The sequence below is a fragment of the Umezawaea endophytica genome, from assembly GCF_025061645.1.
GTDB lineage: Bacteria > Actinomycetota > Actinomycetes > Mycobacteriales > Pseudonocardiaceae > Umezawaea > Umezawaea endophytica.
In genome coordinates this window covers 264,626-277,089 of record NZ_JANYMP010000011.1, presented here as the reverse complement: position 1 = coordinate 277,089, position 12,464 = coordinate 264,626, and the positions used below count along the sequence as shown (strand labels likewise).

11 protein-coding genes are annotated in these 12,464 nt (G+C 70.6%); 5 read left to right on the top strand and 6 right to left on the bottom strand.

Annotated elements, in window-relative coordinates; translation table 11 throughout:
* Window positions 1-17 precede the first annotated feature (17 nt).
* From NZH93_RS24030 to NZH93_RS24015, 4 genes are all read left to right on the top strand, one after another.
* Complete coding sequence (locus NZH93_RS24030; RefSeq protein WP_276023964.1) at window positions 18-665, top strand: methionine ABC transporter permease; 648 nt, start codon at window positions 18-20, stop codon at window positions 663-665.
* A gap of 64 nt (window positions 666-729) precedes the next feature.
* The gene (locus NZH93_RS24025) at window positions 730-1,533 is read left to right on the top strand and encodes a MetQ/NlpA family ABC transporter substrate-binding protein (RefSeq protein ID WP_259625430.1); all 804 of its coding nucleotides are present in this window, start codon (window positions 730-732) and stop codon (window positions 1,531-1,533) included.
* 92 nt (window positions 1,534-1,625) lie between these two features.
* Window positions 1,626-2,591, top strand: coding sequence for a 4-(cytidine 5'-diphospho)-2-C-methyl-D-erythritol kinase (locus NZH93_RS24020; RefSeq protein ID WP_259625429.1), 966 nt, complete (start codon window positions 1,626-1,628; stop codon window positions 2,589-2,591).
* A gap of 42 nt (window positions 2,592-2,633) precedes the next feature.
* Window positions 2,634-4,406 (top strand): ABC-F family ATP-binding cassette domain-containing protein, encoded by a 1,773-nt coding sequence (locus NZH93_RS24015; RefSeq protein WP_259625428.1) that lies wholly within the window; start codon window positions 2,634-2,636, stop codon window positions 4,404-4,406.
* Window positions 4,407-4,482: 76 nt separating this feature from the next.
* Here the strand turns inward: NZH93_RS24015 and NZH93_RS49970 are convergent, their stop codons facing one another.
* Window positions 4,483-5,676, bottom strand: coding sequence for a DivIVA domain-containing protein (locus NZH93_RS49970; RefSeq protein WP_308214231.1), 1,194 nt, complete (start codon window positions 5,674-5,676; stop codon window positions 4,483-4,485).
* Between the two features lie 155 nt (window positions 5,677-5,831).
* Here NZH93_RS49970 and NZH93_RS24000 point away from each other — a divergent pair, with 155 nt between their 5' ends.
* Window positions 5,832-7,484 carry a fatty acyl-AMP ligase gene (locus NZH93_RS24000; protein WP_259625427.1) on the top strand — a complete coding sequence of 551 codons (1,653 nt, stop codon included), beginning with the start codon at window positions 5,832-5,834 and terminating at the stop codon, window positions 7,482-7,484.
* On the opposite strand, the gene pth is transcribed toward NZH93_RS24000, so the two are convergent.
* The 5 genes from pth to glmU form a co-directional block, all read right to left on the bottom strand.
* The gene (gene pth / locus NZH93_RS23995) at window positions 7,485-8,054 is read right to left on the bottom strand and encodes an aminoacyl-tRNA hydrolase (protein ID WP_259625426.1); all 570 of its coding nucleotides are present in this window, start codon (window positions 8,052-8,054) and stop codon (window positions 7,485-7,487) included.
* Window positions 8,044-8,556, bottom strand: coding sequence for a DivIVA domain-containing protein (locus NZH93_RS23990; protein WP_259625425.1), 513 nt, complete (start codon window positions 8,554-8,556; stop codon window positions 8,044-8,046). Before NZH93_RS23990 ends, pth begins: the two co-directional genes overlap by 11 nt.
* Before the next feature lie 89 nt (window positions 8,557-8,645).
* Complete coding sequence (locus NZH93_RS23985) at window positions 8,646-9,233, bottom strand: 50S ribosomal protein L25/general stress protein Ctc (RefSeq protein ID WP_259625424.1); 588 nt, start codon at window positions 9,231-9,233, stop codon at window positions 8,646-8,648.
* A gap of 701 nt (window positions 9,234-9,934) precedes the next feature.
* Window positions 9,935-10,912: a ribose-phosphate diphosphokinase gene (locus tag NZH93_RS23980; RefSeq protein WP_259625423.1), complete on the bottom strand. Its 978-nt coding sequence runs from the start codon at window positions 10,910-10,912 to the stop codon at window positions 9,935-9,937.
* Between the two features lie 8 nt (window positions 10,913-10,920).
* The gene (glmU, locus tag NZH93_RS23975) at window positions 10,921-12,420 is read right to left on the bottom strand and encodes a bifunctional UDP-N-acetylglucosamine diphosphorylase/glucosamine-1-phosphate N-acetyltransferase GlmU (RefSeq protein WP_259625422.1); all 1,500 of its coding nucleotides are present in this window, start codon (window positions 12,418-12,420) and stop codon (window positions 10,921-10,923) included.
* Window positions 12,421-12,464: the final 44 nt, after the last annotated feature.

Sequence of the window (12,464 nt, the reverse complement as noted above, 5' to 3'; positions counted from 1 at the left end):
GGTCCACCGTGTTCGACATGCTCGTCGACGCAACCGGCGAAACGTTGTACATGGTGGGCGTCTCCACCCTGGTCGCGACCGTGCTCGGCATCCCAGTAGGGGTCTGGCTCCAGCTCACCGCTCCCGGTGGGCTGAAGCCCAGACCGTTGCTGCACAAGGCTTTGGGCTTCATCACCGACCTCGGTCGGTCGATGCCGTTCGTGGTGCTGCTCATCGCGCTGACGGCGCTCACCCGACTGGTGCTCGGCAGCTCGATCGGCACCAGCGCGGTGATCGTGCCGCTGTCGATCGGCGCCGTGCCGTTCGTCGGCAGGCTGGTGCAGAACATCCTGTCCGAGGTGCACGTCGCCGTGGTCGAGGCGGCCGTGACGACCGGGGCGAGCACGCTGCGGATCGTGCGCAGCGTGCTGCTCCGGGAATCGTTGCCCGCCTTGATCAACGCGATCGGCGTGACCGTGATCGCCGTGCTGGGCTACTCCGCGATGGCCGGGATCATCGGCGGCGGCGGGCTCGGCGACCTGGCGATCCGCGAGGGCTACCAGCGGTTCAACGACCGGGTCCTGTGGGCCACGGTCGCGTGGCTCGCCGTGGTGACCACCGTGATCCAGTTCGGCTTCACCCGTGCCGCCCGCGTGGTCGACCGCCGCAGGCACGCGTCCGTCTAGTCGGACCGAAACCTCTTCCGCACCACCAGTTGTCGGCTACCGCCGATTTCACCAAAGGAACCCAATGCGTATTCGTGCTGCCCTCGTCGCCCTGCTGCTGACCGCGGCGGGCTGTGGCAGCGGCACCACCGCCGCGACCGACCCCGCAGCCCCGCTGAAGGTCGGTGTCAGCCCCACCCCGCACGGCGAGATCCTCAAGCACGTGGCCGACACCCTGGCCTCGGAGAAGGGCCTCAAGATCGAGGTCGTCGAGTTCACCGACTACGTCCAGCCGAACACGGCGCTGGTCGACGGGTCGCTGGACGCCAACTACTTCCAGACCGTGCCGTACCTCGACACGTTCAAGCAGTCCAGCGGCGCCAAGCTCGAATGGATCGGCCCGGTGCACCTGGAACCGCTCGGCGTGTACTCCAAGAAGCACAAGAAGCTCACCGACCTGCCCGAGGGCGCCAAGGTCGGCGTCGCGAACGACGCCACGAACGAGGCGCGCGGCCTCAAGCTGCTCCAGGCCAACGGGCTGATCAAGGTCAAGGCGGGCACCGAGGCGACCGCGACGATCCGCGACATCGAGGACAACCCGAAGAAGCTGGAGTTCGTCGAACTGGAGGCCGCCCAGCTCCCCCGGTCGCTGGAGGACACCGACGTGTCCGTCGTGAACGGCAACTACGCGATCGACGCGGGCCTCAAGCCCGCCTCGGACGCGCTCGTGCTGGAGAAGGCCGAGGGCAACCCGAACGCCAACGGCCTCGTCACGCGCGCCGAGCTGAAGGACGACAAGAGGATCAAGGACCTGCTCGCGCTGCTCCAGTCGCAGCAGGTCAAGGACTACATCAACCAGAAGTTCGCCGGGGCCGTCCTGCCCGTCTGACCTGTGCGCGGAGGCCACCCGACCCGGTCGGGTGGCCTCCGCTACAGCCCGATGCGAGCGAACACGTCCTCAACGCCCGTAGGCTGCATGTCGTGCTCGCCGTAGTCCCACCCCCGGTCACCGTCCGCGTCCCGGCCAAGGTCAACCTCCACCTGGCCGTCGGGAACCTCCGCGCTGACGGCTACCACGACATGGTCACGATCTTCCAGGCGTTGTCGCTGCACGACGACGTCACGGTGGCGGTCGCCGACGACCCCGGCGTCGAGGTGCGCGGCGAAGGCGCCGACTCCGTGCCGACCGGCCCGGAGAACCTCGCGTGGAAGGCCGTTCAGGCACTGGCCGCCCACGTGGGGCGCGATCCCGAGGACCCGAAGGTCCGCGTGGTGATCCGCAAGAACATCCCCGTCGCGGGCGGGATGGCGGGCGGCAGCGCCGACGCCGCCGCCGCACTGGTCGGTCTCGCCTCCCTGTGGAAGCTGGAGATCGGCCGCGACGAGCTGGCCACCCTCGCCCGCGGCCTCGGCGCCGACGTCCCGTTCGCCCTCTACGGCGGCACCGCGCTCGGCACCGACCGCGGCGACCAGATCGTCCCCGTGCTCGCGCGGCACCCGTTCCACTGGGTCATCGCGTTCGACAAGGGCGGGCTGTCGACGCCCGAGGTGTTCGTGGAGCTGGACCGGCTGCGCGCCGACGGCAACCCGCCGCGCGTCGGAGCCGCCGAAGCCGTCCTCGAAGGGCTCGCGTCCGGCGACCCGAGGCAGCTCGCGCTGCTGCTCGGCAACGACCTCCAGGCCGCCGCCGTGTCGCTGCGGCCCAACCTCCGGCGGACGCTGCGCGCCGGGGTCAACGCGGGGGCCCTCGCGGGCATGGTGTCCGGTTCCGGGCCCACGTGCGCGTTCCTCTGCACGGACGCCGACTCCGCCGTGCGGGTGGCCGCCGAACTGGCGGGCGCGGGCGTGTGCCGGACCGTTCGCGTGGCCCAGGGCCCCATGCCCGGTGCGCGCGTCGTGGCTTCCGAAGAGGCGCCCCGGCCGGTGCCGCCCGAGGTCCACGCTTAACTTCTCGTTCTCGTCCTCCCTACTTGAAGGTGCGCTTCCACGATGGCCAACCTGGTCAACCTTGAGTCCGTGTCCAAGTCGTTCGGTGTCCGGCCGCTGTTGGACGGGGTGTCGCTCGGCGTCGGCGACGGCGATCGGATCGGGGTGGTGGGGCTCAACGGTGGCGGCAAGACCACCCTCTTGGAGGTGCTGGCCGGACTGGAGGAGCCGGACTCGGGGCGGGTGAGCCAGAACCGGGGGCTCTCGATGGCCGTGGTGACCCAGCGGACCGAACTCCCCGAGGGGTCCACTGTCCGGCACTCCGTGATCGACCCGCTCGGGTTCGACGCGGAGCACGAGTGGGCCGCCGACCCCCGCGTCCGGTCCATTTTGGACGGTCTGGGGATCACCGCGCTCGGCCTGGACTCGCCGGTCGGGACCATGTCGGGTGGCGAACGCCGCCGGGTGGCGCTGGCCGCCGCACTGGTGCAGGACCTGGACCTGCTGGTGCTGGACGAGCCGACCAACCACCTCGACGTCGAGGGCGTGCGCTGGTTGGCCGGGCACCTGCTGGCCCGCAAGTCGGCGCTCGTGGTCGTGACGCACGACCGCTGGTTCCTCGACACCGTGTGCACCCGCACGTGGGAGGTCGTCGGCGGCCAGGTGGAGCAGTACGAGGGCGGGTACGCGGACTGGATCTTCGCGCGCGCCGAGCGCGGGCGGCTGGCCGACACCCTGGAGGAGAAGCGGCGGAACCTGGCCCGCAAGGAGCTGGCGTGGCTGCGGCGCGGGGCCCCGGCCCGGACGTCCAAGCCCCGCTACCGCATCGACGCGGCCGAGGCGCTGATCTCCGACGTGCCCGCGCCCCGCGACAAGGTGGAGCTGCTGGCGTTCGCGAAGCGGCGGCTGGGCCGTACGGTGCTGGAGTTGGAGGACGCCACCCTGACGGTGGGGAACCGGACGCTGGTCAAGGACCTGACCTGGCGGATCGGGCCCGGTGACCGGATCGGGCTGGTCGGGGTCAACGGGTCCGGCAAGACGACGCTGCTGCGGCTGCTGGCCGGGGAGCGGGAGACCGAGGGCGGGCGGCGGATCCAGGGGCAGACGGTGAAGCTGGCCCACCTGACCCAGGAGCTGCACGACCTGCGCGGGTCGATGCGGGTGCTGGAGGCGATCGAGGAGGTCGCCCGGCGGGTGGTGCTGGGGAAGCAGGAGATGTCCGCGTCGCAGCTCGGCGAGCGGTTCGGGTTCTCCTCGCAGAAGCAGTGGACGCCGGTGTCCGACCTGTCCGGTGGCGAGCGGCGGCGGTTGCAGCTCTGCCGCCTGCTGATGGCCGAGCCGAACGTGCTGCTGCTCGACGAGCCGACGAACGACCTGGACATCGACACGTTGCAGCAACTGGAAGACCTGCTCGACTCGTGGCCGGGGACGCTGGTGGTGATCTCGCACGACCGGTACCTGGTGGAGCGGGTGTGCGACCAGGTCGTCGCGCTGTTCGGCGACGGCGGGCTGACGGACCTGCCCGGCGGGATCGAGGAGTACCTGCTCCGGCGCGACTCCCAGCGCGAGCTGGCCGCGTCGCGGGAGGCCGTTCCGGTGCCGGTCGCGGTGTCCAGCGCCGCCGACCAGCGGGCCGCCCGGAAGGAGCTGTCCAAGCTGGAGCGGCGGATGACCACCTTGCAGAAGAAGGAGGCCGAGCTGCACGCGGCGCTGGCCGCCGCGGCCACGGAACCCGACCGGCTGCTGGCGCTGGACGCGGAGCTGCGGGCCGTGCACGCCGAGGTGGCCGTGGTCGAGGAGCAGTGGATGGCCGCCGCGGAGCTGGTCGAGGGCTGAGGTCCCCGGAGCGCCCGATCGCGGTGCGCTCAGCGGAGGAGGGCGGTGTTCTCGTGAACGCCGCCCTTCCGCTCGTTCAGCGTCCCCGGCGTTGGAGTTCCGCTGCCAGGCGGGGCATCAGGTCGTCCACGAAGGCGCAGTCGTAGCCCTGGCCGTTGAGGAGGGCGTGGGCGAACCTGACCTTGGTGATGTCCGCCGAGGTGGCTCCCAGCATGCCGTCCAGCGCGATGCCGATCTCCTCCAGCATGCGGTCCACCTGCGCCTGCCGGTAGCCGCGCTGGTGCGCCGCCGCCGGAGGCAGGCGGACTTGGCGGAGCTGCTTCCAACTGGTGATGGGCGGGATCCGACCGGGAACGTCCGGACCGCCCGCGAGCTGTCTCTCCACGCGGGCGAGGAACGCGTCGACCTCGTCCTCGTCGTAACCCCGGCGGCCGATGAGCGGGCGGCTGAACTTCATCTCCCGCACGTCCGCCGCGCTGAGGTCGTCCTGGCCGAGGAGGGTGTCCTCGATGCGGTCCAGGAACTTGTCGACCTGGGACTCCTGGTAGCCGCGCCTGCCCCGAGGGGGCTTGCCGAACGCCGCGGTGCGGACGTCCCGCGCGGTCAGCGGCGGCTCCACCGGCTTCGGCTTGACCGGGATCGGCGGCGACTGCTCCAGGGTGACCACGACGAGGTCGAGGAACATGTCCACGTCGTCCTCGTCGTAGCCGAACTGGTCCGCGGTGGCCTCGCCGAACTCGATCTCCTGGACCTCCAGCGCCGTGAGGGTGTCCTCGCCGCGCAGCGTCGCCTCGATGCGGGCGAGGAACGCGTCGATCTCGCCCTCGTGGTAGCCGGGGGTGTCGCCCCGCGGCTTGTGGAAGCGGACCCCTCGGACGTCCTCCGGCTTCAGCCTCGGCGGCGGTTGCATCTTGGTCGACGTCGCGTGCGCGCCCAGCGCGGGCGCGACCGCCTGGCGGCGCTGCGGGGTCGATTCCAGCGTTTCCGCCACCAGCTCGAGGAACAGGTCGACCTCGGTCATGTGGTAACCGACCGCGCCCGGCCTGGCGACCGGGAAGCGCATCGCCCGGATGTCCCGCGCGGTGACGGTGTCCCTGCTGCGCAACGTTTCCTCGACGCGGTCCAGGAAGTCGTCCACCTGGTCCTCGTCGTAGCCCTGCTCACCTGCCGGCGGGCGGTGGAACACCACCTGGCTGACGTCGTCAGCGCTCAGCAGCGGCGCGGGATGCGCAGGCTGGTGATGTTTCGTGTCGTGGCCAGCCCGATCCACCCGTGCCTCCCTTTAAACCCTTTCAGGGAAGTATCTCCGGATGACAGCCGAAAACATTAGCCCCAATGGCCTAATGACGGTGGTTGCGGCGTCCGCGCCGTAAGTATCGAGCTCGGCGGACGCGCGCACGGGTCGGTCGATCTACCCTGACCACCATGAGCACGTTCGTGAACACGATGCTGGACACCGCCACCGGACCCGGTGGTCAGGCCAAGGGGATGACGACGGGGGAGCCCAAGGCGCCCCTGCGCCGCACCTGGGCGGAGGTGCACGAGCACGCCGCCAGGTTGGCGGGCGGGCTCGTGGCGGGCGGGACGTCGCCGGGAGCGGCCGTCGCCGTGCTGGCCGCCGACCCGGCGGAGATCGCGCCCGCCGTGCAGGCCGTGTGGATGGCCGGGGGCAGCACGACGATGCTCCACCAGCCGACCGCGCGCACCGACCTCGCCGAGTGGGCCGCGGACACCATCAAGGTGCTCTCGATGATCGACTCGAAGCTGGTGCTGCTCGGCAGCCCCTTCGACGCGCTGGCGGGCGTGCTCGACCAGCACGGCATCGGCTACCGCAAGCTGGACGAACTGGCGGGCGAGCCGCTGACCGCGCCCGTCGAGGTCGGCGAGGACGCGACCGCGCTGCTCCAGCTCACCAGCGGTTCGACGGCCGACCCGAAAGCCGTGCGGATCACCCACGGCAACCTGATGTCCAACGCGTACGCGATGCGCACGGCCGCGGCGCTCGACACGTCGACGGACACGATGATCTCGTGGCTGCCGCTGTTCCACGACATGGGCATGGTCGGCTTCCTGACCATCCCGATGCTCTTCGGCATCGAGCTGGTCAAGGTCACGCCGGTCGACTTCCTGGCCCGCCCGACCCTGTGGCCGGACCTGATCAGCCGCTACCAGGGCACCATCACGGCGGCCCCGAACTTCGCGTACTCGATCGCCGCCCGCCGGATGTCGACGGTCGAGGACGACAACGCGTTCGACCTGAAGTCGATGCGGCTCGCGCTCAACGGCGCCGAGCCGATCGACGCGGCCGCCGTGCACGCCTTCACCGACGCGGGCGCGCGGTTCGGCCTGCGGCCCGAGTCGATCATGTGCGCGTACGGCATGGCCGAGGTGACGCTGGCCGTGGCGTTCGCGCCGGTGTTCACCGGGCTCGCGGTCGACGTCATCGACCCCGACCAACTGGAGGCCGAGCACCGCGCGGTGCCGGTGTCCGAGGACACGCCGAACGCCCGCACGTTCCCCCTCCTGGGGCCGCCCGTGCCGGGCCTGGAGGTGCAGGCGGTCGACGAGGAGCGCAACGTCCTCCCCGAGCGCCACGTGGGTCAGTTGCGGGTGCGCGGCGAAGCCGTCACGCCCGGCTACCTGACCGTGGACGGGCCGCTCGCGACCCAGAACGCCGAGGGGTGGCTGGAGACCGGCGACGAGGGGTACGTGGTCGACGGGCAGATCGTCGTCTGCGGACGGCGCAAGGACGTGATCATCATGGGCGGGCGCAACATCTACCCGACCGACATCGAGCGCGCGGCGTGCTCCGTGGAAGGCGTGCGGCCCGGCAACGCGGTCGCCGTCCGGCTGGAGGCGGGGACGCGGCGCGAGCGGTTCGCCGTCGTGGTCGAGTCGAAGTCCGCCGGTGACGAGGACGTCGAGAAGACGATGCGCAAGGAGATCACCTCGCGCGTCGTGGACGCCGTGGGGTTGAGGCCGTTCGCGGTGGTCGTGCTGAAGCCGGGCAGCCTGCCGAAGACGCCGTCGGGGAAGCTCCGCCGGTCGGCGGCGACGGCGCTGGTGCCGGCGGGGTAGTTAGTGGAACTTGTTCTGGGCCGCTTCGAGGCCGTCGGTGAGCAGCGCTTCGACGGCGTCGGCGGTGCGGTCCAGTTCGAACGCCAGCTCCTTGCGCTCGGCGGCGGAGAAGTCGCGCAGGACGTAGTCCGCCGGGTCCATGCGGCCCGGCGGGCGGTCCACGCCGAAGCGGACGCGGAGGTAGTCCTTCGTGCCCAGCGACTTGGTGATGGAGCGCAGGCCGTTGTGGCCGTTGTCGCCGCCGCCGAGCTTCATCCGGACCGTGCCGTAGGGCAGGTCCAGCTCGTCGTGCACCACGATGACGTCGGCGGGCGCGACCTTGAAGAAGTTCGCGGCGCCCGCGACCGGGCCGCCGGAGAGGTTCATGAAGCTGCGGGGCTTGGCCAGGACCACGCGGCGGCCCGCCAGGCGGCCCTCGACGATCTCGGCACCGCCCTTGTGGGCCTTGAACTTGCCGCGCACGCGGGCGGCCAACTCGTCCAGCACGAGGAACCCGACGTTGTGGCGGTTGCCCTCGTACTTCGGGCCGGGGTTGCCCAGGCCGACCACCAGCGCCAACTCATCGGCCACGGAAGCGCAACTCCTGCTCAAGGGTGTCCAACAGGGCGTCCACCGCCTGCACCCGGTAGCCGCGCCGGAGACCCGACGTCGTGCTGAACCTGGTGTTGCGGACCTCGCCGGCGGTCATCCTGCTGCGACCGTCCAACGCGGCGGCGGCCCGCCCGAGGAAGGCGTCCACCTCGACCCGATCGTAGCCGTTCGCCGCCCTGGGCAGCTTCACGGTGATCAGGTCCTCGCCGCCGCGCAACCCAGTCGGCGGCACGTAACCCGCCCGCATCTGCCGCTCCACGCGGGCGAGGAAGTCGTCCACGGGACGCGGGTCGTAGCCGCGCTGGTCCGTCACGGCCCGGTGGAACACCACCGAACGCACCTCGTCCGGGTGAACCCTGATCCGGCCGGACAACGCGTCCGCCAGCCGCCGCAGGAAGCCGTCGACCTGCTCGACGTCGTAGCCCTGGCCCGCGCGGGCGTGGCGGGGGAACTTCACCGTCCGGACGTCGGCGGGGCTCAAAGCATCTTGATCATGGTAGACGAACGGCACCCCACCCTCGCGGTCGTGCGGGGGTGGGGTGCCGTTCGATCTGCCCGACGTGATGGGGCTCAGCTTTCCTCGGTGGCCTCGGAGGCCTCTTCGGGAGCGTCAGCCGCCTGCGCGGCGTTGACCGCCACGACCAGGGCGTCCGGGTCCGTGATGAGGGTGACGCCCTCGGGGAGGACCAGGTCGGAAGCGTGGATCTGGGTGCCGGCCTGGATACCGGAGACGGTGAACTCCACCTGCTCCGGGATGTTCAGCGCGTCCGCCTCGATCGAGACCGAGGTGATGTCCTGCGTGAGCAGGGTGCCGGGAGCGCTTTCGCCGACGAGCACGATGGGAAGGTCGACCGTGACCTTCTCGCCGCGGCGGACCAGGAGCAGGTCCACGTGCTCGATGTAGTTCTTCAGGGGGTGCGTGGTGACGGTCTTGGTCAGCGCCAGCTCGGTCTCGCTGTCGATGGCCAGCGTCAGAACGGCGTTGCTGCCGTTTTCACGGATCACACGGGCGAACTCAAGTGCCGGCAGAGCCAGGTGCTTGGGGTCGGAGCCGTGGCCGTAGAGGACTGCGGGGATCTTGCCTGCGCGGCGGGTGCGGCGGGCAGCGCCCTTGCCGAACTCGGTGCGCTGCTCGGCAGCGAGACGGACCTCGGACACGGTGGGGCTCTCCTTGTACGTCGGGCGGGCTAGGCGGGGGCGGCAGCCTGCGGCGGCGAGCAGCGCGGTGCGCGGAAGAAGACAGACACGCGCGGCATCAAAGCCGCCGCGTCGATCACGCCGAACGTGATGCTCGCCCTCGCCGAGGCAACCTGAGCAGTGTAGGCCGGGATTTGTTGGAGCCCTAATCGGGGTGCGGGATTGGTGCTCGGATGGGTGGGGATGGGGCTGGGATGGGGCTGGGATGGGGCTGGGATGGGGCTGGGATGGGGCTCGGATGGGTGATGGGGGGCGTTTGTTTGGGGTGGGGGGTGAGTCGCGGGTCCGTTTGGGGTGGGGAGGGGTCGCGGGTCCGTTGGGGGTGGGTGGTGTGGCGGGTTTGTTTGGGGGGAGGTTGGGTTGCGGGTCCGTTTGGGGTGGGTGGGGGAACCCCGATCGCGCGAGTGTGTCGATGGCTCGCTTCGGTTGTCAAGGCGGGAAAGATGCCTTGACAACCGAAGCGAGCCATGACGGGCGCTAAGAGTCGGGGTCCGGCCGGGGGGTGGGGTTGGAAGGGCCGGATAGTGGCGGGTTCGTTGTGGTCCGGGGGCGGCCGGGGGCCCGGTGGGTGGGTGGCGGTGGGTGGGTGGGCGCGTTTAAAGCAGACAAGCGGCGCCCGGGTGGGCGCCGCTTGTGGGTGGTGGGGGTGTGGGTGGGTGTGGTTAGGCGTTGCCGTCGAAGAGGCTGGTTACTGAGCCGTCTTCGAAGACTTCCTGGATTACGCGGGCCAGTAGGGGGGCGATGGAGAGGACTGTCATGGTGGGGAAGCGCTTCTCCACGGGGATTGGGAGGGTGTCTGTGAAGATGACTTCCCGTGCTCCGCAGTTCTGCAGGCGTTCGTAGGCTGGGCCGGAGAGGACGCCGTGGGTGGCGGCGATGACTACGTCTGCGGCGCCTTCCTTGAGGAGTTGCTCCACCGCTTTGACGATGGTGCCGCCGGTGTCGATCATGTCGTCGATTACCACGCAGGTGCGGTCCTTGACCTGGCCGACCACGCGGTTCGCGACCACCTCGTTGGGGCGTAGTGGGTCGCGGGTCTTGTGGATGAAGGCGATGGGGCTGCCGCCCAGGGTGTCTGCCCACTTCTCGGCCAGTTTGGTGCGGCCGGCGTCTGGTGACACCACTGTTAGGTCGTTGCCCGCGTACTTCTCGCGGACGTGGTCCGCCAGCAGTGGCATGGCCCACAGGTGGTCCACCGGGCCGTCGAAGAAGCCCTGGATCTGGGAGGTGTGGAGGTCCACCGAGACCAGGCGGTCGGCGCCCGCGGTCTTGAACATGTCCGCCACGAGCCTGGCGGAGATGGGTTCGCGGCCGCGGTGCTTCTTGTCCTGCCTGGCGTACGGGTAGAAGGGCATGATCACGGTGATGCGCTTCGCGCTGGCGCGCTTCAGGGCGTCGACCATGATCAGTTGTTCCATCAGCCACTGGTTGATGGGGGCGCAGTGGCTCTGGATGACGAAGGCGTCGCAGCCGCGGACGCTCTCCTCGAAGCGGACGAAGATCTCGCCGTTCGCGAAGTCGTAGGCGGACTGCGGGGTGACCGAGACGTTGAGGTGCTTGGCCACCTCCTCCGTCAACTCGGGGTACGCGCGGCCCCCGAAGAGCATCAGGTTCTTCTTCGGTGTGCCGGACACGGACATCGAGACGCTCACGGTCGAGGCCCTTCATCGGTGGGATCCACGGTCTGGGCCGACTGGGCGCGTTCCGCGGCCTCGGCGGCCGCGGTGCCCGGACGGCGGCTGGTGACCCAGCCCTCCAGGTTGCGCTGGGGGCCGCCGGAGACGGCCAGCGCGCCCGGCGGGACGTTGCGGCGGATGACGCTGCCCGCGCCGGTGTAGGCGCCGTCGCCGACGGTGACGGGGGCGACGAACATGTTGTCCGAGCCGGTGCGGCAGTGGTCGCCGATGACGGTCCGGTGCTTCTTCACGCCGTCGTAGTTGACGGTGACGCTGGCCGCGCCGACGTTGCTGTGCACGCCGACCGTGGTGTCGCCGATGTAGCTCAGGTGCGGGACCTTGCTGCCGACGCCGATGTCCGAGTTCTTGACCTCGACGAACGTGCCGATCTTGCCGGTCGCGCCGAGCTTCGTGCCGGGCCGGAGGTAGGCGAACGGGCCGACGCCCGCGTGGTCGCCGATCTCGGCCTGGCTGCCGTGGGTGCGGACGACCGAGGCGCCCGCGCCGATCACGCACGCCGAGAGCGTCGTGTCCGGGCCGATGGTGGCGCCCTCGCCGACCGTGGTGCCCGCGCGCAACTGCACGCCGGGCTCGATGAGCACGTCGCGGGCCAGTTCCACGTCGGCGTCCAGCCACGTCGTGGCGGGGTCGACGACGGTGACGCCCGCGCGCATGGCGCGCTCGACCAGGCGGCGGTTCAGCTCCGCGCCGAGCTTCGCGAGCTGGACCTTGTCGTTCACGCCCTCGACGAGCCACGGGTCGCCCGCGATGAGCGCGCCGACCCGCTTGCCGTCGCCGCGGGCGATGCCCAGCACGTCGGTCAGGTACAGCTCGCCCTGCACGTTGTCCGTGGACAGCCGCGAGAGGCCGTCGCGCAGCACCGCCGCGTCGAACGCGTACACACCGGAGTTGACCTCGGTGATCGCGCGCTGCTCCTCGGTGGCGTCCTTCTGCTCGACGATCGCCTGCACGGCGCCGTCGGCCGAGCGCACGATCCGGCCGTAGCCGGTCGGGTCGGTCAGCACCGACGTCAGCACGGTGACCGCGTTGCCGGACTCGACGTGCTCGGCCAGCAGGCCGCGCAGGGTGTCGGTGTCCAGCAGCGGCACGTCGCCGTAGCTGACGAGCACGGTGCCGGTGAGGTCGGCGGGCAGTTCCGCCAAGCCGCAGCCGACGGCGTGCCCGGTGCCGTTCTGCTCCTCCTGCACGGCGACGGTGACCTTGCGGTCGAGCGCCACGCCGAGGGCGTCCAGGTGGTCGGTGACGGCTGCTCGGCCGTGGCCGACCACCACGGCCAGGTGGTCGGGTTCCGTTCCGGCCGCCGCGCGCACCGCGTGCTCCACCAATGAACGACCCGCGATCCGGTGCAGCACCTTGGGGGTCCCCGAACGCATGCGGGTGCCTTCACCCGCGGCGAGGACGATGGTGCTGACGGGGCCTGCGGAGCCTGGGGTGCTACCACCCTGGAGCATCAGCGCTCTCCCTTAGAAGCAGTTCTTCTCAGACATGCCTGCGA